The sequence below is a fragment of the Streptomyces sp. NPDC056600 genome, from assembly GCF_042792855.1.
In the GTDB taxonomy this organism is placed as follows: Bacteria; Actinomycetota; Actinomycetes; order Streptomycetales; family Streptomycetaceae; genus Streptomyces.
This window is the reverse complement of sequence record NZ_JBHTVQ010000026.1, coordinates 56,840-81,769: the sequence shown is the minus strand read 5'-3', so window position 1 is coordinate 81,769 and position 24,930 is coordinate 56,840. Positions and strand designations below refer to the sequence as shown.

Below are 24,930 nucleotides of genomic sequence, written 5' to 3'. Positions count from 1 at the left end.
ACGGTCAGAACCGCAGCAGCGGGATCCGATCCGCGCCGACGACCCCGGTGAACGCCCGGACGTTGTCGACCGCCCCGTGGAAGTACTCGCCCCAGCCGTCCGCGGTGCGTCCGCGGCCGACCTGCAGCGCGCCCTCGGCGGACCAGGCGGCGTCGAAGGACGCCTCGTCGCCGAGCTGACCGTCCACGTAGAGCCGGACGGTGTCGGCCGAGTCGTCGTGCACCACCGCGATGTGGTGGCCGTCGCCCTTCCCGCCGTCCGGGGCCGTGATGCGCGAGGCCACGGTCTCCTGGGCGTCCGCCCCTTCGCCGTCCGTCACCACCAGCTGCCACACGTGGGTCGCCGGGTCGTAGCGGACCTTGAACGCGTCACCGTGCTCGCCGCCCTGGGAGAGCACCGTCATGGGCCCCGCCGGCTCCTTGTCGGCCGGCCGGACCTGGGCGGCGACGGTGAAGCTGCCGGACGTGTCGACGACCGGTCCGCCGGTGGCCGCGTGACCGGTGGAGCCGTCCAGTTCCAGGTGGGCGTCGCCCAGCAGGGCGGACGGGCCGGGAACGCAGTCCGGGTCGATCCAGCAGTCCGGGTCGTCCACGTGACGGAAGACGGTGGCGCCGTCGTGCAGCGTCAGCGGGCCGCCCGCACCGCCGGGCGCGGTGCCGTCGGTCACCGACTCGAAGTCCCAGACCCCGGCGTCCTGCGGCTCGCGCTTCGCCGGCGCCGCGGCCTCCGCGCCGACGACCACCCGGTCCCAGACCCGGACGTCCGCCAGGTCGCCCTGCCAGCGCCGTCCGCCGTCGCCGCGGGCCCGGCCGAGCTGGAAGGCGCCCGGCGCCGCGACGGGGCCGGCCTTCGCCGGCTCGCCGACGGCCCTGCCGTCGACGTAGAGGCGCAGGGTGTCGTCCTCGGTGTCGAAGACGCCCAGCACGTGGGCCCAGTCGCCGGTCTCCGGGCCGCCACCCGCGACGGTCGCGCCGCCGAAGGTGAACGCCCAGTCGGCGTCGCCGTCCGCGGTGGGCTTCAGGCCCAGCGTGAAGGCGGAGGCGCCGTCGGCGGCGTCCTGGCTCGCGACCGTCATGGCGCGGTCGGTACGGCCCGGGCGGACCCAGCCGCCGACCGCGAAGGTCTTCCCGGTGTCCGCCACCGGCGCGTCCGGCGTCAGGTAGCCGCTGCCTTCGCCGCTGAGCCGTGCGCTGCCGGTGAGGCCCGTGCCGTACGGCGCGGCGTCGTGGAACGTCACGCCGTCCTCGGCCCGCAGGGCCGGTCCGGCCTCGGCGGAGGTGTCGGTGAGCTTCCAGTGGGCGACGGGGGCACGGCCCTTGGCCACCAGGAACCGGTGGACGGCTTCGGAGGTGGAGTTGCCTGCCCGGTCGATCGCCCTGACCGTCAGATAGTCGGATCCTTCCTTCTGCGGCATGAAGCGGATCGCCGCGGGGCCACCCACGTCCTCCGGCTCGACGGTGCGCTCGGACCCGCCGATGAACCGGTACCGGTAGGCGACCACGTCGTCGGACGGCGAGTCGAAGGTGAAGCCGCCGTAGACGCCGACCCCGTCGTGCCAGGCGGTGTCGTCGTAGCGGTCCGAGGTGATCGTCACCGGCTCGGGGCGTTCGGTGTCGATCAGGAACTGGCAGAGATGACCGTCCCCTTCGTCGCTCCACGCGGACGTCTCCCCCTGGTCGCCGACGGCCCGCGCCCGCCAGGAGACCAGGGTGTCGGTGGGGACGTCGGAGGACGGGGTGACCCGGAGCGGCACGTCCGGGGTGCTCTCATGGGTGGTGAGCGTCTCGCGCCGCTCGGCGCCCGCGGCGTCGGTCCACCGCACCTCGATCTCGGCACTCGCCCAGGCCCCGGAGTCGGGGTTGCGCAGCGTCACCTCGAGCTGTGGCCTTTCGCCCACGTACGGCGCGGAGGCCCCCGTGGCGCAGGCGCTGTGGCCCGTCCTGAGGTCCTCGACCGTCGGTTGCGGCAGTGTGCTCTCCGCCGCGGACGCCATCCCCGGCGTCGCCAGCAGCAGCGCGGCGGTCGCCGACGCGACCGCTCCCCGTCTGCGTCGATCCTTGTCCCGCACGGAACGCCCCCTCTGACGTGTACTCAGCAAGTGGCGTGAACCTAACAGGGGGGAACGACAGGCCCGGAGCGAATTTCCGCGCCCCGGACCCCCCGCCCGCAGCGGGACGCCCGTGTTTGCCCAGCTCGTGCCGCTCGTATGCTCGTGGGATGACGACTTCCGCCAGCTCCGGAACCGGCCGCCCCACCGAGAACTCGATGCGCCGTGCCCTCAGGCGGGCGCGGGACGGGGTCGCGCTGGACGTGGCCGAGGCGGCGGTGCTGCTCCAGGCGCGCGGGGCGGACCTCGACGACCTGTGCGCCACCGCCTCGCGGGTGCGGGACGCGGGGCTGGAGGCGGCCGGACGGCCCGGCGTCATCACGTACTCGAAGAGCGTGTTCATCCCGCTCACCCGGCTGTGCCGGGACAAGTGCCACTACTGCACCTTCGTCACCGTCCCCGGCAAGCTGCGCCGTGCGGGCCACGGGATGTTCATGTCGCCGGACGAGGTGCTGGACGTCGCCCGGCGCGGGGCGGCGATGGGGTGCAAGGAGGCGCTGATCACCCTCGGCGACAAGCCGGAGGACCGCTGGCCCGAGGCGCGGGAGTGGCTGGACGCGCACGGCTACGACGACACCATCGCCTACGTGCGGGCGATCTCGATCCGGATCCTGGAGGAGACGGGTCTGCTGCCGCACCTGAACCCCGGCGTGCTGAGCTGGACGGACTTCCAGCGGCTGAAGCCGGTCGCCCCGTCGATGGGGATGATGCTGGAGACGACGGCGACCCGGCTGTGGTCCGAGCCGGGCGGGCCGCACCACGGCTCCCCCGACAAGGAGCCGGCCGTGCGGCTGCGGGTGCTGGAGGACGCGGGCCGTTCCTCGGTGCCGTTCACCAGCGGGATCCTGCTCGGCATCGGCGAGACCTACGAGGAGCGCGCCGAGTCCCTGTTCGCGCTGCGGAAGGTGGCGCGGGCGTACCACTCGGTGCAGGAGCTGATCATCCAGAACTTCCGCGCCAAGCCGGACACCGCGATGCGCGGCATGCCGGACGCGGAGCTGGACGACCTGGTCGCCGCGGTGGCGGTGGCCCGGGTGGTCATGGGGCCGTCGGCCTGCCTTCAGGCGCCGCCGAACCTGGTCGACTCCGAGTACGAGCGGCTGATCCGGGCGGGCATCGACGACTGGGGCGGGGTCTCGCCGCTCACCATCGACCACGTGAACCCGGAGCGGCCCTGGCCGCAGATCGACGAGCTGGCCGAGCGGTCCGCGGCGGCCGGCTTCGAGCTGCGGGAGAGGCTGTGCGTGTACCCGGAGTTCGTGCGGCGGGGCGAGCCGTGGCTGGACCCGCGGGTGCTGCCGCACGTGCGGGCGCTGGCCGATCCGGAGACCGGCCTCGCGGTGCCGGACGCGGTGGTCGAGGGACGGCCCTGGCAGGAGCCGGACGAGGCGTTCACGCCGTCGGGCCGGACCGACCTGCACCGCACCATCGACTCCGAGGGCCGCACGGCCGACCGGCGGGACGACTTCGACGAGGTGTACGGCGACTGGGAGTCGCTGCGGGAGGCCGCCGCCCCCGGCATGGTGCCGGAGCGGATCGACGGCGACGTGCGGGCGGCGCTGCGCACCGCCGCGGACGACCCGACGAAGCTGACCGACGAGGAGGCGCTCGCCCTGTTCCACGCGGACGGGGCGGCGCTGGACGCGCTGTGCCGCGTGGCCGACGACGTGCGCAGGTCGGTGGTCGGCGACGAGGTGACGTACATCGTCACGCGGAACATCAACTTCACCAACGTCTGCTACACCGGCTGCCGTTTCTGCGCCTTCGCGCAGCGCCGCACCGACGCGGACGCGTACACGCTGTCGCTGGAGCAGGTCGCCGACCGGGCCCAGCAGGCGTGGGACGTGGGCGCGGTGGAGGTCTGCATGCAGGGCGGCATCCACCCGGACCTGCCGGGCACGGCGTACTTCGACATCGCGCGGGCGGTGAAGGAGCGGGTGCCGGGGATGCACGTGCACGCCTTCTCCCCGATGGAGGTCGTCAACGGGGCCACCCGGACCGGGATGTCGATCCGCGAGTGGCTGACCGCCGCGAAGGAGGCCGGCCTGGACACCATCCCGGGCACGGCGGCGGAGATCCTCGACGACGAGGTGCGGTGGGTGCTCACCAAGGGCAAGCTGCCCACCGCCACCTGGGTCGAGGTGGTCACCACGGCGCACGAGCTGGGCATCCGGTCGTCCTCGACGATGATGTACGGCCACGTCGACCAGCCGCGGCACTGGCTGGGGCACCTGCGGACGCTGGCCGGCATCCAGCAGCGCACCGGCGGATTCACCGAGTTCGTGACGCTGCCGTTCGTGCACACCAACGCCCCCGTGTACCTGGCCGGCATCGCCCGTCCGGGGCCGACCGTCCGGGACAACCGGGCGGTCACCGCGATGGCCCGGCTGCTGCTGCACCCGTACATCCCGAACATCCAGACCAGCTGGGTGAAGCTGGGGACCGAGGGCGCGGCGGAGATGCTGCGGTCGGGCGCCAACGACCTGGGCGGGACGCTGATGGAGGAGACCATCTCCCGGATGGCGGGCTCCTCCTACGGCTCGTACCGCTCGGTGGCCGACCTGGTGGCGATCGCCGACGCGGCGGGGCGTCCGTCCCGGCCCCGCACCACGCTGTACGGCGAGGTCCCCGAGGAGCGGCAGCACGCGGCCGCCGCCTCCGACGGTCACCTCCCCGAGCTGCTGCCGGTCCTGGACTGACACCGGAGGGCGGCGGACCGGCCGGGGCCGTCGGTCGCCCCGGCCGGGCCCGTGGGATTGCCGGGCCGGGCCCCTGGTCAGGGGCGGGGAGGGTCGCCGTAGGATGATCCGACTCTGTTCCCGCCGCGGCCCGTGACCGGGCCCGTTGCTGAGGAGATGCGTACACGTGGCTTCCCGAGGGCTTCCCACCTGGGCCTGGGTGACCGGCCTGACCAGCGCGGCGATCGTGGTGGTCATCGGACTGGCCGTGCAGGCCGGCTCGGGGCCGAAGCCCGCCGCCCTGGACGACCGGAGCCCGGTGGCCTCGGCCTCCGAGACGCCCCGTCCGAAGAAGTCGCTGTCCGAGGACGGCGAGGACGGCAAGGACGGCAAGGGCGGCGAGGACACCACCGGGACGTCGGTGCCCGCGGAGTCCGGGACCGGGCGGCGGCTCGTGTACGGCCTGGAGGCCGACCGGGTGTGGCTGGTCGACGCCGGCGACAAGGCGCTGCGCAGCTTCACGGTGTGGCCCGGCACGCTCGACCCGGAGCCCGGGGAGTACGAGGCGGGCACCCGCACCGCGGCCACCACCGGGTCCGACGGGGTCGCCATCGAGCACGTCGTGTACTTCGCCTTCTCGGGCGGCGTGAACTTCGCGTTCTCGCACGCCGAGGACGGCGCCTCGCCCGCCCCCGCCGACGGCAAGCAGACGGCGGGCGTCCGCATGAAGGTCCAGGACGGCGCGGCCCTGTGGGAGTTCGCCTCCACCGGCACCCCGGTGGTCGTCGTCCCCTGAGCGCCGCCCGACGACGCCTTCGGCCCCGGTCCCCACGCCCGTGGGGACCGGGGCCGCGGACCGTTCCAGGGCAGACGGCCGGCGGACAGGCGAACCGGCGCGGGGACGTCAGCCGTCGTACGACAGGCCGTGCCCCAGGGGGAAGAGCACCGTGGCCGGGTCGTCGGCCCGCTGGACCGGCACCGGCAGGGTGCCGCGCGGCTCGACCCGGCCGGCGATCACCCGTGCCGCGGCGCGCAGTTCGACCTCGGTCCAGCAGTAGGAGGCCAGTGACGCCGGGACGTCGCCGAGGTGGGCGATGTCATAGGGGTTGCGCACCGCGAGGTGGACGACGGGCACGCCCGTCGCGAGCAGCCGGGCCACCAGGGTGCGCTGGGCGCTGGTGGCGCCGACGTTGTCGGTGGTGACCACCACCGCGTCCCGCCCCCGCGCCGCCGCCACCGCCTCGTCGATCTTCGCGGCGTCGGGCGTCCGGCCGGTGGCGAGCCGGGTGGTGCCGTAGCCCAGTTCCTCGAACGCCTTGGCCAGCTCGGGCACCGTGGTGCGGGTGGCGTCGGTCGGGAACGCCGGGCTCGCGCCGACCACCAGCAGCTTCCGCTGCGTCCGGCGCAGCGGGAGCGCCCCGTCCTCGTTGACCAGCAGGGTGGTGGTGCGCTCGGCGATCCGGGCGGCGGCGAGCCGGTGCGCGCGGGCGCCGACGACCCGGTCGACCTCCTTCGGCGAGACGTACGGGCTGCCGTCGAGCAGTCCGGCCTTGTCCTTGAGCCGCAGGACGCGCCGGACCGACTCGTCCAGCCGCTCCTCGGTGATCTCCCCCGCGCGCACGGCGGCCAGGACGCCGTTGTAGGCGACGTCGATGTCCGGCGGGAACAGCAGCTGGTCGGCGCCGGCCTTGAGGGCGAGGACGGGCACCCGGTCGTCGCCGTACTTGGTGCGGACGCCGCGCATGTTGAGCGCGTCGGTGACGATCACGCCGTCGAAGCCGAGTTCGCCGCGCAGCACGCCCCGCAGGATCGCGGGCGACAGGGTGGCCGGGTCGTTGCTGGGGTCGAGCGCCGGGACCTGGAGGTGCGCGGTCATGATCGAGTCGACGCCGGCGGCGATCGCGGCCCGGAACGGCGGCGCGTCGACGCGCTCCCACTCCTCTCGGCTGTGGGTGATCACGGGCAGCCCGGTGTGGCTGTCCTCGCCGGTGTCCCCGTGGCCGGGGAAGTGCTTGGCGCAGGCCACCACGCCGGCCCGCCGGTAGCCGGTCACCTGGGCCGCCACCATGCGGCCGACCTCGCGGGGGTCGGCGCCGAAGGACCGGACGTTGATGATGGGGTTGGCCGGGTTGACGTTGACGTCGGCGACCGGGGCGAAGTTCTGGTGGATGCCGAGGGCGGCGAGTTCGGCGCCCGAGATGTACCCGGCGGTGCGGGCGTCGGACGTCGATCCGCCCGCGCCGAGGGCCATCGCGCCCGGGAGCTGGGTGGCGCCGCTGCCGATGCGGACGTTGGCCCCGTGCTCCTGGTCGATGGAGATCAGGGACGGGACGGGGGTGGGCAGGGCGAGCGAGGCGCGCTGCACCCCGTTGGTCAGCTCCGCCACCTGGGCGGGGTCCTGGATGTTGTTCGCCCAGCCGGAGAAGTAGATGACTCCGCCGACCTGGTACTTGGCGATGAGCTCGGCCACGGTGCGGACGCCGAGTTCCGCGAGGTTGCGTTCCTGGTCGAGCGCGCTGGGGGAGGTCGCCGACGTGCCGTAGAAGTACGGCACGAAGAGCTGGCCGATCTTCGCCTCGACGGTCATCGCCGAGATGATCTTCTCGATGCGGTCGCCGCGGCGGTGCGCGGCCGCGGGGGTGGCCGTCGCGCCCACGACGCCCGCCGCGCTCGCGGCGGCCACGGTCGCGGAGGCGAGAACGGTTCGTCGGGACAGACTCCGGTCCTGCATACGGACGTGCTCCTTCCAGCCTTGCGGGGCAAGGGAGTTGAAGGAAACGTGAGGTACTCCGAACAGCGGGAAACGTAGCCGTCGGGCCCGGTCCGGACAAGAGGTCTAGACATATTAGGTCTGGACAAGGCGGGATCTCGCCGTGCCACCGGGGCGCCCCCGGGCCGGGAGCGGGTCCGGCCATCCGGCGGGTGGCGCTCCCCCAGGGGGCGGACCGAGGGCTGATGACCGGGGGCCGGGTGTCCGGGCGCGTCCGCGGACGTCGGGGGCACGAGGGCACGGGCAGCCGGACCCGGGCGGGCCGGCGGCGGCCTGCCCTCGGGACCGGGGAGGAGGGCCCCCGGGGAGCGGGGGAGCCGCAGCCGGGTGGTCCGGCGGCCGAGGGCCCGGGCGACCGGGGGTGCGCAGGGGAGCCGCCGGCGGGCAGGCCAGGCCTCTGGCCCGGCGAGCCGCGTCGCCACAGGGGGGCGACAGGGAAGCCTCCGCGGGCCGGCGTCGGGCGCCCCGGGCCCGGGCGGGCCGGGTGGTGCCGGAGGCGGCAGCCCGCAGCCCGGAGGCCGGGGGCCCCGGGAGGACGCGAGAGGCCTTCGGGGGCCGGGCGGCTGCCCGGGGTGTCAGGCCGGGCGGGCGGTGCCGGTGCCCTTCTCCGCGTCGAGGGCGTAGACGCAACGATCCTTGCTGCACGCGTACACGACACCGCCGCGCACCACCGGCGACCCGGTGATCTCCCCGCCGGTGGCCAGCTTCCACCGCAGCCGGCCGTCGTCGGCTTTGAGCGTGTAGAGCAGGTGGTCGGTGGAGCCGAAGTGGATGCGGCCCTCGGCCACCACCGGCGCGCCCACGATGTCCCCGCCCGCCTGGAAGCGCCACTTGGGCGTGCCGGTGACCGCGTCGAGCGTGTAGAGGCCCTTGCCGCTGGCGACGTGGATGTGCCCGGCGGCGACCAGCACCGGTTCCACCGAGGACCGCGCCTCGGTGGCGATCCGCCACCGGTCCCGGCCGTCCGCCGCGTCCAGCGCGTACACCGTGCCGAGGTAGTCGGCGAGGTACACCCCGCCGCCCGTCACGGCGGCGCCCGGCACGAAGGCGGGCGGGCCGAGGAAGACCGCCGGGGCCTCGAAGTGCCAGTGCACATGGCCGTTCGCCACGTTGATCGCCAGCACCCGGGTGCCGGCGGACACGTACACGCACCCGTCGGAGGCGTGGCTCAGCCGCACCGGGACGCCCCCGCAGGAGGCCGCGTCGCCGATCGGGTACGACCACCGCTCCTCGCCGGTGCGCATGTCGAGGGCGCGCAGCCGGGCGTCCTGCCAGACGTAGGCGGTGCCCTCGTGCAGCGCCGGTCCGGCCTCGGGGGTCTCGAAGTCGGTCTGCGCGCCGGTCAGCTGCCACAGTCTGCGGCCGGTGGCCGCCTCCCACGCCTGGACGCCGCCGCCACGCGTGCCGGTGAGCACGTAGCCGCGCTCGGCCTGCAGCGAGTACACCCAGGCCTCGGCGGACAGCCGCCACAGGTCGGAGCCGTCGCGGGCGTCCAGGGCGAACAGGGTGGGACCGTCGGAGGCGTGGATGCGTCCGTCGGCGACCTTCATCGACCAGGCGACGTCGCGGGTCTTGAAGCGGCGGCGGCCGGTCTGCACGTCGAGGGCGTGCACCTCGAAGGAGGTGACGTAGACCAGGTCGTCGGCCACCTCGGGGGTGCCCCAGACGTCGTTGGACATCCGGAAGCGCCACGGCCGCCAGCCGCCCCGGCCGTCCGCCGGCTGCTCGTCGCCGGCCGGGGCGGGCTGCCCGACCTGCTGCTGGGGCACCGGCGCGGCGCCCTGCTGGGGCCGCGACCAGGAGGCGGCGAGACCGGCCTCCGGCAGCGGCGCGCGGGCGCCGGCCGCGGCGCGCACCTCGGCGACCACCGGGCCGGCACCGATCGGCACCCGGGCGCCCGGCAGCAGCACCGGTCCGAGGTCGGGCTGCGAGCCGGCCGGCGACGGGTGCGGGAGGGGGCCGCCGGGCCCGGGACCGTGGTGCGGCCGCACCGGCGGGGCCGGGTCGTGCGCGGGCCGCGGCGGCAGCTGCGGGCGGCCCTGGCCGGGCTGCGCGGGGAAGGTGGTGGTCCGGCCGCCGTTGCGGCGCTGCTCGATGAGGTGGACGGCACGCTCCGGCAGCCACGCGGAGGCGGTGCCGCTGTCGTCGGAGCCGGCCCCGAACAGGTGGGGGGCCAGCTGTGCCTGGAGGTCGGCCGGGCTGGGGCGGGCCGAGGCGTCCATCTTCATGCAGGCGTCGATCAGGGGCCGCAGCTCGTCGGGCAGCCCCTCCATGTCGGGCTCCTCACGCAGCAGCATGAAGACCGTCTCCACCGGGTTGGCGCCGTGGAACGGCGGGTGGCCGGTGGCGGCGAAGACCAGGGTGGAGCCCAGGGAGAAGACGTCGCTGGCGCCGGTGACGCTGCGGGAGTCCTTCGCCTGTTCCGGCGACATGTACGCGGGGGTGCCCACGGCCACGTTGGTCATGGTCAGCCGGGTGGAGGAGACCCCGGAGGCGATGCCGAAGTCGATGACCCGCGGACCGTCCTCGACCACCAGGACGTTGGACGGCTTGAGGTCACGGTGCACCAGACCGGCGCCGTGGATCGACTGCAGCGCCTCGGCGACGCCGGCGGCCAGCCAGCGGACCGCCTGCACGGGCAGCGGGCCGCACTCGTTCACGATCTCCTCGAGCGAGGGCGCCGGCACGTACGCGGTGGCCAGCCACGGCACCGCGGCGCGCGGATCGGCGTCGACGACGGCGGCCGTGTAGAAGCCGGAGACGGCGCGGGCCGCCTCCACCTCACGCGTGAAGCGGACGCGGAACAGCTGGTCCTCGGCGAGCTCCGTCCGCACGGTCTTGATCGCCACCCGGCGCCCGGAAGCCGAGCGCGCGAGATAGACCAGGCCCATGCCGCCGGCCCCCAGGCGTCCGAGCACCTCGAACGGACCGATCCGGCGCGGATCGGTCTGTGTCAGCTGATCCACCACTTGCCTGCCACCTCCCCGTGAGAGCCGCGTCGCCTTCGTGTGTACGCGACCCCGTGCAGCGTCTCACCACCGCACCGCCGTGGCGGCACGCACCCCGATTCTTCCCTGCCCGAGCGCCGCCGCGCGAACCCGGGGGCGAACCCGGCGTCGCTCGCCCCTGGGTACCGTGCACGGCGGCCCGGGTCCAGACCCCGGCCAGGACCCGTTCGGGGCCCCGGACCGCCCGCCACGGCCCTTCGCCGCCTTCCCGCTGCTCAGCGCCGTACCCGCCGCCCGTTCCGCCTCCTCCACCGTCCGACGCCGCGTCAGCTCTCCAGGAGGGCGAACGAGGCGTTCTGGTTGTCCGTCACCACCGCCACCGCGCCCCGGTCGGTGGTGAAGGGCTGCGCCTGCACCCTGCCGCCGAGGCGGTAGACCGCGCCGAGCGCGCCCTCCAGGTCGTCCACCGAGAAATGCACCAGGAAGTGCGACGGCATGACTTCCGGAAAAACGCCCGTCAGGGGGGCGATGCCGTCCCGCAGGCCGCCGAACACGCGCTGCCAGAACGGCCGGGCGCCCTCCGGGTCACGGGTGTGGAGCACCGCCCCGGCGAACCCGCCGCGGGCCGGAGGGCGCCGCCCGAAGCCCTCGTGCAGGGCCGGCTCCCAGAGCCCGAACACGGCCCCCTCGGGGCCGACCGCCAGCGCCTGCCGCCCCAGCCGACCCATCGGCGCGGGGGCGCTGATCATCTGGCCGCCCTCCTCGGTGATCCGCCGGGCCACCGCCGTCGCGTCGCGGGTGGCCAGGTAGGCCGTCCACACCGTCGGCATCCGGCCGTCCCGCTTGGGGAGCAACGAGGCCACCGGCTCGCCCTCACGGTGCGCCCAGGCGGCGCCGAGCGGTCCGCCCTCCACCCCGCGCGGGCCCACCGCGTCGAAACTCCACCCGAACAGTTCCCCGTAGAAACGCTTGCCCGCCTCCACGTCGGGAAGCGAGGCGTCCACCCAGCAGGGAACGCCTTCGGCGGCTTCGCCGCCCTCCGTATTCACGGATGCCCCATTTTCGGCCATGGCGTCAAGTTAGCGGTACGGGAACGGTCACGCAGAGCACGCGCACCCCATTTGCAGTCTGCCGAATAGCGCGCGAATCCCCCGTCGATAAGCTGACGACATGACAGGACACGTACGCACGGTCGACGGCCGCGTGGCTGGTCGGCGAGGGCAGGCGACGCGGCAGAAGCTGCTGGACTGCCTCGGAGAAATGCTCGGTTCCGCCCCCTACCGCGACGTCAAGGTGATCGACGTCGCCCGCCGGGCCGGCACCTCCCCCGCGACCTTCTACCAGTACTTCCCGGACGTCGAGAGCGCCGTCCTGGAGATCGCCGAGGACCTGGCGGCGGGCGGCGCGGGACTGGGCGGCCTGCTGGAGGGCCGGTCCTGGACGGGGCGCGCGGGATGGCGGACCGCCCAGGAACTGGTCGACGGGTTCATGGACTTCTGGCGGGCCAACGACGCGATCCTGCGGGTCGTCGACCTGGCCGCGGCCGAGGGGGACAAACGGTTCTCCAAGCTGCGTGTGCGCATCCTGGGGACCCTGCACAAGGGGTTGACGGAGGCGATCGACGGCCTGCGGTCCAAGGGCAAGGTCGACCAGGACGTGAGCCCGGCGGCGACGGCCGCCTCGCTGGTCGCCATGCTCTCCGCGGCGGCCTCCCACCAGAAGGGCGGGCACCAGGGCTGGGGCTACAAGGCCGCGGAACTCCGGCCGAGCCTGGCGCAGCTGGTGCACCTCGGGGTCACCGGGAAGAAGCCGACGCGGTAGTACGCCCCTGGGGTTCGCGTCCTGTCATCACGCGCGGTTTTCGGCGGCCTTCACAATTCACCCGTGAGCGTGACCGATTCGGAATCAATTCCGATCTTGAATGAGACCAATCGAGTGATGCCGTGCATAGGATTTCGGCATCATGCTCGAAAAGTCTGTCCCTCAGGACTCCCGGTCCCGCGCCCAGCACCCCGTCTACGTCATCGGCGGCGGACCCGGAGGCCTGGCAGCCGCCCAGGCGCTGCGGGCCCGCGGGATCCGCGCCGTGGTCCTGGAGAAGGCGCCCCGGGTGGGCGACTCCTGGCGCCGCCACTACGACCGGCTCCGGCTGCACACCACCCGCAGGCGGTCCTCGCTGCCCGGGCTGCCGATGCCGCGTTCCTTCGGCCGGTGGCCGGCCCGCGACGACGTGGTGCGCTACCTGGAGAAGTACGTCGAGCACCACGGTCTCGAGGTCGTCACCGGCGTCGAGGTGACCCGCCTGGAGCGGGCCGACGACGGTGACGGCGGCGGCGCCTGGGTGCTGCACGCCACCGGCGGGCGGCGGCTCACCGGCAGCGCCGTCGTCGTGGCGACCGGCTACAACCACACCCCGCGCGTCCCTGGCTGGCCCGGCCTCGACGACTTCGCCGGGGAGTTCCTGCACGCCTCCGACTACCGCTCCGGCACCGCCTTCGCCGGACGTGACGTGCTGGTCGTCGGCGTGGGCAACACCGGCGCGGAACTCGCCGTCGACCTCGTCGAGGGGGGCGCGTCGCGGGTGCGGCTGGCGGTGCGGACGGCGCCGCACATCGTCCGGCGCTCCACGGCGGGGTGGCCCGCGCAGAACACGGCGATCCTGGTGCGGCGGCTGCCGGTGCCGGTGGTGGACCGGCTGGCCCGCGCGATGGCGAGGATCAGCGTCCCCGACCTGTCCGCGCAGGGGCTGCCGCGTCCGGACACCGGCCTGTACTCCCGGGTGCGGCAGGGGGCGATCCCGGTGCAGGACGCCGGTCTGATCGACGCGGTCCGGCGGGGACGGGTGGAGGTCGTCGCCGCGGTCGACGGGTTCGACGGGGCGGAGGTCCTGCTGGCGGACGGGTCGCGGATCACGCCCGAGGCGGTGGTCGCGGCCACGGGGTACGACCGGGGGCTGGAGGGGCTGCTCGGGCACCTCGACGTGCTCGACGCGCGGGGACTTCCCGCGGCGCACGGTCCGCGGTCCCCGCGGAACGCGCCGGGACTCTTCTTCACGGGCTTCACCACGCCGATCAGCGGCACGCTCCGCGAACTCTCCCGCGACGCGGAACGCCTCGCCAGGGCCATCTCCCGCGCCGCCCGCTGACCTGCGGCCCCGGGACCTCAGAGGGCGCGGCGGCGGATGACGAGGACCATGAGGGCCGCGGCCGCGCACAGGGCGCCGGAGGCGTAGAAGACCACGTCGTAGGTGCCGAACACGTCCCGCGCCACCCCGCCGAGGAACGCGACCGCCGCCGCCCCGGCCTGGTGGGAGGCCAGGACCCAGCCGAAGACGATCGGCCCGTCCTCCCCGAAGTGCTCCCGGCAGAGCGCGATCGTCGGCGGCACCGTCGCCACCCAGTCCAGCCCGTAGAAGACGATGAAGAAGAGCATCGGCGGATGGACCGCCGGCGCCAGCAGCATCGGCAGGAACAGCAGCGAGACCCCGCGCAGCGCGTAGTACACGGCGAGCAGCCGACGGGAGTCGAACCGGTCCGTGAGCCAGCCGGAGGCGATGGTGCCGACCACGTCGAAGATCCCGATGACCGCCAGCAGCGAGGCCGCCGCAGTGACCGGCATGTGATGCGGGTGATCGTGCGCGGCGGGCACGAAGTGGGTCTGGATCAGTCCGTTCGTGGAGGCCCCGCAGATCGCGAAGGACCCGGCGAGCAGCCAGAACGTGCCGGTGCGCACCGCCCGCGACAGCACCGTCAGCGCACGCCGGGCCACCCCGGGGACCGGGGGCGGCGGCGGGGTCACCTCGGTGGCGCCGAGGAGCGGAAGCCCCACGTCGGCGGGGTGGTCCCGCATCAGCAGCCAGGCGAGCGGCACCACGGCCAGCGCCGCCAGCGCCACCGTGGCGGTGGCCGGCCGCCAGCCGTGGGCGACGACCAGCCAGGACAGCACCGGCAGGAACACCAGCTGCCCCGAGGCCCCGGCCGCCGTGAGGATGCCGGAGACCAGGCCGCGGCGCTCGGCGAACCACCGGTTGGTGACGGTGGCCGCGAACCCGGTGGCCAGCGCGCCGGTGCCCAGCCCCACGAACACGCCCCACAGCAGCAGGAGCTGCCACGCCTCCCGCATGACCACGCCCGCGCCGACGCCCACCGCGATCAGGCCGAGCGCGCCGGTCACCACCCGGCGGATGCCGAAGCGGTCCATCAGCGCGGCGGAGAACGGCGCGATCAGGCCGTTGAGCACGAGGTTGACGGAGACGGCCGCGCCGATGGTGCCGCGCGACCACCCGAAGTCCTCGGCGAGCGGGTCGGTGACCAGCCCCGGCAGGGTGCGGAAGGCCGCGGCGCCGATGATCGTCACGAAGGCGACCGCCACCACCAGCCAGGCGCGGTGCGGCATCCATGACTTCGGACCGTGCGGGCCCAGCGGGTCCTTCGTGCGCGGTGGCCGCGCCGGGAGGGCGGGGGCGGGGGCGGGTGAACCGAGTTCCGTCTGTGTCACCGGGACAGCATCCGTTCTCCGGCCCCTTGGGGACGAGTGGCCCGAGGGACACCGTTCGACAGGATCGGGCCACGCGGCCCTCGGCCCGGGCTACGCTCCCCGCATGACGGAGCAGGACGCAGGCGGGACACAGCAGGGCCCGGGGCCGGACCGCGGGCCGCACCGGGTGGCGGTGCTGGTGCGGGACGGGCTGATCCCCTTCGAGCTGGGCATACCGCACCGCCTCTTCGGCCGGGCCCGGAGCGCGGACGGCCGCCCGCTGTACGAGGTGACGACCTGCTCGGCGGGTCCGCCCGGCGAGGTCCGCACCGACGCCGACTTCGCGGTGCGGGTCGAGCACGGTCCGGAGGCGCTGGCCCGGGCGGACACCGTGGTGGTGCCGGCGTCCCACGAGCGGGGCGTGCTGCACGAGCGGGGCGTGCTCACCGACGAGCTGGCGGCCGCGTTCGCCGTGATCCGCCCCGGCACCCGGCTGGTGTCCATCTGCACGGGCGCCTACGTGCTGGGCGCGGCCGGCGTGCTGGACGGCCGCCCGGCCACCACCCACTGGGCGAGCACCGAGCACTTCCAGCGGCTCTTCCCGCAGGTCAGGGTGGACCCCGACGTCCTGTTCGTCGACGACGGCGACGTGCTGACCTCGGCGGGAGTGGCCGCGGGCATCGACCTCTGCCTGCACCTGGTGCGCCGGGACCACGGGGCGGCGGTGGCCGCGGAGGTCGCCCGGGTCACGGTGGTACCGCCGCACCGCGACGGCGGGCAGGCGCAGTACGTACGGCGTCCGGTGCCGGAGGCACGGGCGGCGGGCACGGCGCGGGCCCGGGCCTGGGCGCTCGAGCGGCTGCACGAGCCGGTCCGGCTGCGTGACCTGGCGGAACGCGAAGCGCTGTCGGTGCGGACCTTCACCCGGCGGTTCCGCGAGGAGACCGGGGTGAGCCCCGGGGAGTGGCTGACCCTGCAACGGGTGGAGCGGGCGCGGCACCTGCTGGAGACCACCGACCTGCCGGTGGAACGCATCGCCCGCGACGCGGGGTTCGGCAGCGTGCAGTCCCTGCGTCAGCACGTCCGCGCCGTCCTCGGCGTGGCCCCGACGACCTACCGCCGCACGTTCCACGAGACCCGCTGAACGTTGTCCACACCCTGTGGACAATTTTTCGCGCCCCTCGTTCAGCGGTACCGGGGGGAGGAAGGGAGGTAAGGAGAAGGGGAGAACCGGGAAGGCAGCGCGCTCAGGCCGGCGCGCCGCACGTGCGCGAGGAACGGCCCGGAACACCGCGGGCCATCAGCCGCTCACGCCCGGCCGGGCGCCGCCAGGGGAAGACCCCGGGGCCGGAACGGAGCACCGCGGGCCAGTCACGCCTCGGATCGCGGCCGGGGGAAGCGCCGCGGGTCAGGCGCGCCTCACGTCCGGCACGGCTCGGGTCCGGTGCGCCACAGGTTCGGCACGCCGCAGGTCGGCACGCCTCAGGGCCGAAGGAACGCCGCGCGTCCAGGCCCCGCGTTCAGGCCGTACGCACGGACCGCCCGCTCGACCCGCGCGGTCAGACCGCCTCGTAGGCCAGGCCCCCGCACGCCGCGACGCCCGTGCCGTACGCGACCGTCGCCGCGCCGCCCGTGCCGGACTGTGCGCCGCGGTCGAGTTCGCACCAGATCCGCTTGCCGGCGCCCTCACGGGTCCAGCCCCAGCGGTCGGCCAGGCCGTCGACCAGCGCGAGGCCGCGGCCGCCCGTCTCGTCCTCGTCGGAACATCGCGGCACCGGCGCCCGGCAGTCCGCGTCGGCGACCTCCAGGCGGACCGGCGGCATCGCACCGGCCGGGGCCTCGCCCGGGTCCTCGGCCGGCAGCACCAGCCGCAGCACCGCGGGACACCCCGTGTGCACCACCGCGTTGGTCACCAGCTCGGACACGAGCAGGATCACCGTCTCGGCCAGCGACTCGTCGGCGTCCATGCCGGACCCCGCGAGCCGCGACCGGGCCCATCTCCGGGCTCTCCCCACTTCCGCGGGGTCGGGCCGGATCTCCAACTGCACTTGAAGCACCTGCACCGCTCACACCATCCGAACCGGCGGACACGACACGGAGTCACGGTCCGTGACTCCCTTGAAGCACAGCATGGTTGACACTGAGTCACGCCAACAAGCGCTTCGGGCATATTCCAGCGCGAAGGAGTACCCGTGCGGCATACTGTGCGACGACTCCCGCCGTGCGATGCATCCTCGCGCTAGGGCCGTTGGGCCCTGGCATCCGTCGCATTTCACCCAAGGTACCCGAGGGCGGACCGACATCGGGCGGCGGACGGATCCGGTCCCGCGCCCGGACGCGTCAACTCTCCGTGACCGCGCGGCCGCGACGGTGCGTGACGTGCGCCTCCTGATCACGCACGGGTGAACCCCGGTCGTGAGGCGGCTGTCAACTGGTCGGCGCATCGGGCGTGTTGCGTGCTCGCGTGTCCGGGTCCCGGCCCGGCTCACGCCGACATCGGGCGGATGTCGTCGTCCAGCGCCGCGTCCGCGTCGGGGAAGACCTCGAAGAGCCGCCGCACCCCGAGCGCGCCCAGCACCCGGTTCACGTGCGACCCGTCCTCCGCGCCCGCGGCCGGGAGCACCAGCCGCAGCCGGCCGCCGCAGGATCGCAGGAGCCGCCGGGCGGCGATCAGCACGCCGACGCCGCTGGAGTCGCAGAAGAAGACGCCGGAGAGGTCGACGACCACGCTGCGGTGACCCCCGGCCACCGCGTCGTGCACCCGACGGCGCAGTTCGGGCGAGGTCATCAGGTCCATCTCGCCGGACACCCGGAGCACGACCCATCCGTCGTGCTCGGTGCCGGTCACCGTGAACGCCACATCATGCCCCTTACTCGCCGGAGGCGGTCCTGTGGCAGCGCCCCTGCCCCCGCCACACCTCCATGAAACCCAGGGCCGGACCGGGAGAACCAGACATCGACCAGCCACTTTCAGGCTTATTCGACCTCATTCGATCGAAAATTCTCACACATCGATCAATTGCGATCGCCGTAGGGGGACAAGACGCACACCTGGTGCCACCGGAGCCCGCGCCGCGCGACCCTTATCACGTAGCAGCGCCTCCGGGGCGTGCGTTTGCGGGAAAGAGCCGTGCGCGGCACCGGGTGCCTACTACATTCGTCAGGGAGGACCCCGCGGAGCGGGGCGGAAGCGACGGGGCACGGGGGCAACCGGAGGGAGGGGACTGTGGCGGTCGCCACGGACGGACCGGTCCGCGCGGAGCGCAGGATGCAGCAACGGCTCGAGCGCGGGGAGGCCGCGGCGCTCAGCGAGCTCTACGACCGGTACGCCTCCCTGGTCCACGGACTGGCCAACCGGGTGCTCGACGACGAGCGGGCCGCCGACGCGGTGACCCGCGAGGTCTTCGCCCAGGTCTGGGAGAACCCCTCCGCCTTCGACCCGGGCCGGGGCCCGGTGCGCACCTGGCTCTCCGAGCTGACCCGCGACCTTGCGGTGCGCCGGCTGCACGCGCGGGGAGCCGCCGAACTGCGGCGTGACGGAGCGGACCCGGAGGATCCCGAGGCGCGCGAGGAGCTCCAGGAGAAGGTCCGCGAGGCGGCCGTCGCCGCCCGCGCCGACTACATCGTGACGTCGATGCCCGCCTCGCTGCGGGCCGCGCTGAACCTCGCCTACCACCACCGCCGGGACTACCGGGGAGCCGCCGCCGACCTCGGCGTCACCGAGGTGGAGATCCGCCGCCGGATGCGTCTGGGCCTCCAGCTGCTGTCCACCGCGCACGCGGTCGCCCCGCCGGAGCCGTTGCCGGAGTCCCTGCCGGACGCCGGTCGCGGCCCGGGAGGCGCGGCGTGAACCGGGACGCGGAGGCGTACGACGGGCAGCCGCACGGCGAGCGGCCCTGGTCGCAGGACGCGGCCGCCCCGGGGCGCGGGCCCGGGCGGCGCCCCGCCGGAGGCGCCGGCTCGCACCGGAGCCACGGGGGACGGCTGCCGTCGGCGGCCGGTTCCGCGGAGCCCTCACGCAGTCCGGGGACGCGCGAGAAGCGCCCGCCGGCGGTGCCCGCCACGCACGCGGAGCTGAAGGCCATGCTGGGCGCCTGGGCTCTCGCGGTCTGCACGCCCGCCGAGACGGCCGCGGTGGACGCCCACCTCGCGGTGTGCCGCCGCTGCTCCGACGAGGCCCGGTCGCTGCGTGACGCGGTGCCGTTGCTGCAGCGCCCGGAGAGCCTGGACCTGGACCCGCTGCTGCGGACCCGGGTGCTGGACGCCTGCCTCGACCGGCGCCCGCCGCGCATCCCGGTCCCGGAGTGGGCGACGCCCTACGACGCGGAGACCGCCCGGCTGGACGCGCTGCTCCAGGACATCGACGAGGCGGAATGGCACGCCCCGGTCCGGCTGCGCTGGATCGAGGAGGACGAGGAGCGCCACCACCGCTCCACCGTCGCCAAGGTGATCGCCCACCTGATGGCGGTGGACGGGCTGGTCGCCGTCGCCCTGGGCCTCGCCGACCCGCTGGCCTCACTGCCGGGCCCCGCCCCGGCCGGCGGCACCGGAACCCCGACCTCCCGCACCCGCGCCTACTGGGCGGCGCTGAACCGTCCGCCCACCCGCGAGGTACGTGACCCCTGGCGGGCGCAGAGCCACGACCTGGTGCGGACCTCCTCGTTCACCGGCGGCACCACGGGCGGCCTGCCGGTGGCGTACGGGCCGTGCGAGATCCCGCTGCGGGACGCCATGCTGGAGCGGGCCTTCGCCTGCTGGGTGCACGGCGGCGACATCGCGGACGCGGTGAACTACCCCTACCGGCCGCCGGCGCCGCGTCATCTGCACGCCCTGCTCGACCTGGCGGCCCGCCGGCTGCCGGACGCGCTGGCCACCAGGCGCCGGGCCGGCCGGGCCGCGCAGCCCTCCCCCGGCGCACGCCATCTGGTCTCCGCGGGCCGTCCGGGGCGCAGCCTGATGCTGGAGATCGAGGGCCGTGGCGGCGGCGAGTGGCTGATCCCGCTGGACTCCCCCGCCGCGCTGCCCTCGGAGCACCACGTCGTCGCCCATGTGGTGCTGGACGACGAGGAGTTCGCGCAGGTGGTGGCCGGCCACACAAGGCCGCGGGACGCGGCGGCGGGCCAGAGCGGCGACCGGGCCGCCGTCGAGGACGTGCTCTACGCGGCGGCCTCGCTCAGCCGGCTCTGAGGCTCAGGACCGAGGCTCAGGACCGAGGCTCAGGAGAAGACCACCGTGCGGCGGCCGTTGAGCAGCACCCGCCGCTCGGCGTGCCACTTCACGGCACGGGCCAGCGCCTGGCACTCGACGTCACGGCCGACCGCGACCAGCTGATCGGGCGTCAGGTCGTGGCCGACCCGCTCGACCTCCTGCTCGATGATCGGGCCCTCGTCGAGGTCCGCGGTCACGTAGTGCGCGGTGGCGCCGATCAGCTTGACGCCGCGGGTGTGCGCCTGGTGGTACGGCTTGGCGCCCTTGAAGCTCGGCAGGAAGGAGTGGTGGATGTTGATGATCCGCCCGCTGAGCTGCTTGCACAGGTCGTCGGAGAGCACCTGCATGTAACGGGCCAGGACGACGAGTTCGACGCCCTCCTCGCGGACGATCTCCAGCAGGCGGGCCTCGGACTGCTCCTTGGTGTCCCGGGTTACCGGGATGTGGTGGAACGGCACGTCGTACGAGCCCACCAGCTCGGCGAAGTCGGTGTGGTTGGACACCACCGCGACGACGTCCACCGGGAGCGCGCCGGTGGAGGCGCGGAAGAGCAGGTCGTTCAGGCAGTGGCCGAAGCGGCTCACCATCAGCAGCACGCGCATCTTCTCGCCGGCCTGGCCGATCTGCCATTCCATGTGGAACGAGTCGCCGATCGCCGCGAAACTGGCGCGGAGCTTGTCCAGGCTGACCGGGGCGGGGGCCGAGAAGTGCACCCGCATGAAGAACAGTCCCGTGTCGTGGTCGCCGAACTGCTGGCTGTCCTCGATGTTGCAGCCGGTCATGAAGAGGTAGCTCGACACGGCGTGGACGATGCCCTGCTTGTCCGGGCAGGCGAGGGTGAGGACGTACTGCTCGACAGGCGCGGCGGCGGACTGTTCACTCATGCCCGTCAGGGTCGCACATCGCCGCCCGCCACCGCCGCCCTTGTCCTACATCCGGGACACCCCGTCGCCGGGGTCAGGCGGTGCGGGTGAGGATGCGCAGCACCTCGAGGGACTGGGGCGGGGTGTCGGGGTCGTCGCCGTCCCCGACGGCCATCCGCACGTGCGCGTCCCGGGCCGCGCGGACCGCCTCCGGCCACCCGGCGTGCGCCATGTACGCCGACACCGGCGCGTCCGGCCCCACCTGGTGCATGATCCGCAGCACCCGCAGCACGGCCGTGTCGACCAGCGCCGCCTCCTGCGAGTCCCGGAAGATCGTGCCGACGTACTTCTCGGCGGACCAGTTGTCCAGCCAGGTGTCCTCGACCAGGCGGTAGACGGCGTCCGTGACGTCGCCGTACCCGTCGGCCCCGGCCAGCCAGACGTCGCGCTGGAAGTCCGGGTCGGAGAGCATGTGCAGCGCCGAGCGGACGTTCCCGCGCCAGCGCCACCACGGCATGTCGTTGAGGGGCATGACGCCCATGGTGGAGGAGCGACGCCCGTGGCGGGAAGAGTTCACCGAAGTCTGCACGACATCCGATCGTACGTTCCGCCCGCGGCCGCGGGCCCCGGGGGCGCCCCCCGGGAGGCCGTCACGGCAGCGGGCCCGGGGGTGTCGCCGCAGGTCAGAGCTGGATCGGACGCCGCTCCGTGAGCTTCCACTCCTTGGCGATCGGGTTCCACAGGTCGGACGCCTTCTGCTTCTCCGCCGTGGCGGTCCCGCTCTGCTCGACGGCGGCGCCGGTCTCCGGGGTGTTGCGGGCGTGGCCGTGCTTGCAGAACTTGCCGCGGTCGCCGGCCACCTGGTCGGCCCAGTTCGCGTAGTGCTCGTCGGCGGACTTCGAGGCCTGCCAGGCCTTGGTGAGCGCCTGGGTCAGCGCGGCGTGCTGCGGGAGCTGGTCGACCTGGATCTCGTTGAGGCGGGTGACCAGGTCGGCGCGCTGCTGGGCGGCGCCGCGCAGCGCCTGGGCGGCCTCGCCCAGCTTCTCGCAGCGGCGGACGTTCTCGACGGCGCCGACCACCGCGGAGCGGCTGTTGCCGCTGTCGGCGAGCAGCTTGTCCAGGGCGACGGCCTGCTCGCGCGCCTTGTTCTCCTCCTTCTCCTCCCCGCCGGAGTCCTCCTCCTGCGAGGCGGAGGGCGTCGGGGAGTCCGCCGCGGCCGAGCCCTTGCCGGAGTCGTCGGCGCCGTCCATCAGCGAGCCGATGCCGATGCCCAGCACCACGATGCCGACGCCGGCCGCCGCCAGCAGCGGGATCCGGCCGCCGCGCCGGACGGGGGCGGCCGGGGCGGGGTGCGGGTCGTAGCCGCCGGGGGCGGGCTGACCGTAGTCGGGACCCGGCGCGTGGGAGCGGAAGAGGTTGTCGAACTCGGCGGGCGGCGGCCGGTTCTCGTCGGCGCCGTAGCCGCCGCCGGGGACGGGCGGGAGGTACTGGGTGGCCTCTCCGTCGCCGCCGCCGGGGGACTGCGCCTGGGGCCCGGGGATCCGGCGCAGCATCTGGGTGTCGCGGTCCATGCCCTGCTGCGGGGAATGCTGCGGGGGGTGCTGGGCGGAGTGCTGCTGAGGGTGCTGCCCGGGGTTCTGCGGTCCGTCCGCGGACTGCGGCGGGACCGGCGGGAGGTACTGGGTGGCGGCCTGGTCGCCGGCCGGCACCGGGGGGATGAACTGGGTGGCGGCCGAGTCGCCGGGCGCCGCGGGTATGGGCTGTATGAACTGGGTGGCGGCCTCGTCGGCGAAGCCGCCGGCCCCGGCCTGGCCGGGAAGCCCCTGGTGACCCGGCTGCCCCGGGTGCCCCTGTCCGCCGTGCGACGCGGACGGACCCGTCGGCCCGGACGGTCCCGGGGGCACCGGCGGGAGGTACTGGGTGGCCTCGCCGTGACCGCTGCCCGCCGGGGTCTCGGGGGGCAGCGGGCCGGGTCCGGGCGCGCCGGTCCACAGCTGCGGTGCGGAGTCCCAGGGGCCGTGGGCACCGTGGCCGTGGGCGCCGTCGCCCTGGGTCCCGGCGCCGTGGGCTCCGTCGCCGTAGGTCCCGGCGCCCTGCCAGTTCTCCTCGGGCTGCGCCTGTCGCGGGTACGGCGGCCGGTCCGGCTGGTCCGGCGTCCACGGACCGCCGTGTCCACTCTGCGTCACCGGGGCTCCTACATCGAGGCTTGCGGAATTGTCGGCTCACGCTACCCGCTCGTCCGCCGTGCCCTCCACCCAACCTCCCACCGCACCCTGTGAGCAGCGCAGTTGGAGCCCGGCGCCGCCCGCCGGGCGCGGCCGCGCGCCCTCCCTCACGCCACGGCCAGGCGCTCCGTGAAGGCGCGGACCGGGGCCTCGGAGCGGTACGGCTCCAGGCGGTGCCGGAAGTCGTCCAGGTACTCGGCGCCCCGGTTGGAGCGCAGCGAGCCGAGGATTCCCGCGGCGTCCAGCGCGGTCGCGCAGGCCTGTTCCAGCTCCCGCCGCTGAAGCTGGGCCGTGGCGAGCAGCACGTGGCCGATGGCCCGGCGGCGTGCCCTGGTCGCGGGGTGGCCGTCCAGCGACCGGCGGGCGTAGCGCTCGGCCTGCTCGGCCTGCCCGAGGTCCCGGTGGCAGTGGGCCAGCTCGTCGGCGAGGTAGGCCTCGTCGAAGTGGCTGATCCACACCGGGTCGTCGCCGGCCTCGGTCGCGCCGGCCGCGGCCTCCATGGCGTCCAGCGCCCTGCCGCAGGCCACCTCGGCCGCCGTCGCGTCGCCCAGCACCGCGTGTCCCCGCGCCTCGGCGGCGTGGAACATCGCCTGGGCGCGCGGGGTGACCCGGCCGCGCGCGCCCTCCTGGGCCGCGCGGGCCAGCTGGGCGATCTCCCGCGGGTTGCCGAGCTGCGCCGCCAGGTGGCTCATGGAGGCCGCGAGCACGTAGCCGCCGTAGCCGCGGTCGCCCGCCGCCTGGGCCAGGCGCAGCGCCTGGATGTAGTAGCGCTGGGCGAGGGCGGGCTGCCCGGTGTCCACCGCCATGTAGCCGGCCAGTTCGGTGAGGCGGGCGACGGCGGCGAACAGCTCGCGCCCCACCGACTCCTTGTAGGAACCGGAGAGCAGTCCGGAGACCACGCTGTTGAGGTAGTGGACCAGGACCGGGCGGACGTGACCGCTGCCGAAGCGGTGGTCCAGGTCGACCAGGGCCTGCGTCATCGCCTTGACCGCGTCCACGTCGGAGGGGCCGACCCGGGGGCCGACCGCGCGGGCGACCTGCGGGTCCGGGGCGGAGATCAGCCAGTCGCGGCTGGGCTCCACCAGGGCCGAGGCGGCCACCGAGGTGCCGGCCAGGAAGTCCCGCCGCCCCACGTCGCTGCGCCACAGCTCGCTGACCTGCTCGACCGCGCCGGCCACGGTGGGGGCGAACTGCAGGCCGACGCCGGTGGCGAGGTTCTTGCCGTTGGCCATGCCGATCTCGTCGATGGTGACGGCGCGCCCGAGCTTGCGGCCGAGCGCCTCGGCGATGACGGCGGGGGCGCGCCCCCGGGGCTGCTGTCCGCGGAGCCAGCGGGCCACCGAGGTCTTGTCGTAGCGCAGGTCGAGACCGTGTTCCGCGCCGCACAGGTTGACCCGGCGGGCCAGCCCGGCGTTGGAGCAGCCCGCCTCCTGGATGAGTGCCTGCAGCCGTTCGTTGGGCTGCCGTGCGACGAGTGGCCTGGCGGCCATGAGTACCCCCTGTTGCTGCCGTTGGTGCCCTGGGTTGGTGCCTGGTGTGTCCCGCGATCACGCGGGTCCTGGCCGGTGCGCCCGGCCGGGACCCCCAGTGGCTACCCAGCGCCCGCTCGCCCGCCGCCCGCGCGCCCCCTCGAATGCACCTGTGCGCCCCGCGCT

At 74.6% G+C, this 24,930-nt stretch carries 18 protein-coding genes; 7 read left to right on the top strand and 11 right to left on the bottom strand.

From position 1 onward, the window contains the following. Window positions 1–4: 4 nt before the first annotated feature. Window positions 5–2,068 (bottom strand): LamG-like jellyroll fold domain-containing protein, encoded by a 2,064-nt coding sequence (locus ACFRAV_RS15740; protein WP_382555626.1) that lies wholly within the window; start codon window positions 2,066–2,068, stop codon window positions 5–7. Between the two features lie 149 nt (window positions 2,069–2,217). Here ACFRAV_RS15740 and ACFRAV_RS15735 point away from each other — a divergent pair, with 149 nt between their 5' ends. Beyond that, complete coding sequence (locus ACFRAV_RS15735; RefSeq protein ID WP_382555623.1) at window positions 2,218–4,806, top strand: bifunctional FO biosynthesis protein CofGH; 2,589 nt, start codon at window positions 2,218–2,220, stop codon at window positions 4,804–4,806. Between the two features lie 166 nt (window positions 4,807–4,972). Then, a complete protein-coding gene (locus tag ACFRAV_RS15730; protein WP_382555620.1) occupies window positions 4,973–5,581 on the top strand; it encodes a hypothetical protein in 609 nt (202 codons plus the stop codon). 108 nt (window positions 5,582–5,689) lie between these two features. Here the strand turns inward: ACFRAV_RS15730 and ACFRAV_RS15725 are convergent, their stop codons facing one another. The 3 genes from ACFRAV_RS15725 to ACFRAV_RS15715 all read right to left on the bottom strand — a co-directional run bounded on the left by ACFRAV_RS15725 (window position 5,690) and on the right by ACFRAV_RS15715 (window position 11,507). After that, entirely contained in the window at window positions 5,690–7,516 is a 1,827-nt protein-coding gene (locus ACFRAV_RS15725; protein ID WP_382555618.1) for a glycoside hydrolase family 3 protein, read from the bottom strand. 614 nt (window positions 7,517–8,130) lie between these two features. Next, on the bottom strand, window positions 8,131–10,524 hold the full coding sequence (locus ACFRAV_RS15720; RefSeq protein WP_382555615.1) for a PQQ-binding-like beta-propeller repeat protein: 2,394 nt from the start codon (window positions 10,522–10,524) through the stop codon (window positions 8,131–8,133). Between the two features lie 305 nt (window positions 10,525–10,829). Further along, window positions 10,830–11,507 (bottom strand): VOC family protein, encoded by a 678-nt coding sequence (locus ACFRAV_RS15715; RefSeq protein ID WP_382555612.1) that lies wholly within the window; start codon window positions 11,505–11,507, stop codon window positions 10,830–10,832. Between the two features lie 166 nt (window positions 11,508–11,673). Between ACFRAV_RS15715 and ACFRAV_RS15710 the strand changes: the two genes are divergently transcribed. Together ACFRAV_RS15710 and ACFRAV_RS15705 are read left to right on the top strand one after the other, a co-directional pair. Then, complete coding sequence (locus tag ACFRAV_RS15710) at window positions 11,674–12,324, top strand: TetR family transcriptional regulator (RefSeq protein ID WP_382555609.1); 651 nt, start codon at window positions 11,674–11,676, stop codon at window positions 12,322–12,324. A gap of 142 nt (window positions 12,325–12,466) precedes the next feature. After that, window positions 12,467–13,648 (top strand): flavin-containing monooxygenase, encoded by a 1,182-nt coding sequence (locus ACFRAV_RS15705; protein WP_382555606.1) that lies wholly within the window; start codon window positions 12,467–12,469, stop codon window positions 13,646–13,648. 17 nt (window positions 13,649–13,665) lie between these two features. Here the strand turns inward: ACFRAV_RS15705 and ACFRAV_RS15700 are convergent, their stop codons facing one another. Next, on the bottom strand, window positions 13,666–14,898 hold the full coding sequence (locus ACFRAV_RS15700) for an MFS transporter (protein WP_382555654.1): 1,233 nt from the start codon (window positions 14,896–14,898) through the stop codon (window positions 13,666–13,668). Between the two features lie 205 nt (window positions 14,899–15,103). Here ACFRAV_RS15700 and ACFRAV_RS15695 point away from each other — a divergent pair, with 205 nt between their 5' ends. Beyond that, window positions 15,104–16,123: a GlxA family transcriptional regulator gene (locus ACFRAV_RS15695; RefSeq protein ID WP_382555605.1), complete on the top strand. Its 1,020-nt coding sequence runs from the start codon at window positions 15,104–15,106 to the stop codon at window positions 16,121–16,123. Between the two features lie 415 nt (window positions 16,124–16,538). Here the strand turns inward: ACFRAV_RS15695 and ACFRAV_RS15690 are convergent, their stop codons facing one another. Next, window positions 16,539–17,027 carry an ATP-binding protein gene (locus ACFRAV_RS15690; protein ID WP_351113137.1) on the bottom strand — a complete coding sequence of 163 codons (489 nt, stop codon included), beginning with the start codon at window positions 17,025–17,027 and terminating at the stop codon, window positions 16,539–16,541. Window positions 17,028–17,464: 437 nt separating this feature from the next. Beyond that, window positions 17,465–17,839 carry an STAS domain-containing protein gene (locus ACFRAV_RS15685; protein ID WP_351113077.1) on the bottom strand — a complete coding sequence of 125 codons (375 nt, stop codon included), beginning with the start codon at window positions 17,837–17,839 and terminating at the stop codon, window positions 17,465–17,467. Window positions 17,840–18,247: 408 nt separating this feature from the next. Between ACFRAV_RS15685 and ACFRAV_RS15680 the strand changes: the two genes are divergently transcribed. Further along, window positions 18,248–18,829 (top strand): sigma-70 family RNA polymerase sigma factor, encoded by a 582-nt coding sequence (locus tag ACFRAV_RS15680; protein WP_382555651.1) that lies wholly within the window; start codon window positions 18,248–18,250, stop codon window positions 18,827–18,829. Further along, the gene (locus tag ACFRAV_RS15675) at window positions 18,826–20,166 is read left to right on the top strand and encodes a zf-HC2 domain-containing protein (RefSeq protein WP_382555601.1); all 1,341 of its coding nucleotides are present in this window, start codon (window positions 18,826–18,828) and stop codon (window positions 20,164–20,166) included. The genes ACFRAV_RS15680 and ACFRAV_RS15675 overlap by 4 nt, the downstream gene beginning before the upstream one ends. Window positions 20,167–20,195: 29 nt before the next feature. Here the strand turns inward: ACFRAV_RS15675 and purU are convergent, their stop codons facing one another. The 4 genes from purU to ACFRAV_RS15655 form a co-directional block, all read right to left on the bottom strand. After that, window positions 20,196–21,071, bottom strand: coding sequence for a formyltetrahydrofolate deformylase (gene purU / locus ACFRAV_RS15670; RefSeq protein ID WP_382555599.1), 876 nt, complete (start codon window positions 21,069–21,071; stop codon window positions 20,196–20,198). Between the two features lie 73 nt (window positions 21,072–21,144). After that, window positions 21,145–21,582, bottom strand: coding sequence for a hypothetical protein (locus tag ACFRAV_RS15665; protein WP_351113074.1), 438 nt, complete (start codon window positions 21,580–21,582; stop codon window positions 21,145–21,147). Window positions 21,583–21,733: 151 nt separating this feature from the next. Further along, on the bottom strand, window positions 21,734–23,236 hold the full coding sequence (locus ACFRAV_RS15660; protein WP_382555597.1) for a hypothetical protein: 1,503 nt from the start codon (window positions 23,234–23,236) through the stop codon (window positions 21,734–21,736). A gap of 146 nt (window positions 23,237–23,382) precedes the next feature. Further along, window positions 23,383–24,765: a transcriptional regulator gene (locus ACFRAV_RS15655; protein ID WP_382555595.1), complete on the bottom strand. Its 1,383-nt coding sequence runs from the start codon at window positions 24,763–24,765 to the stop codon at window positions 23,383–23,385. Between the last annotated feature and the right edge of the window lie 165 nt (window positions 24,766–24,930).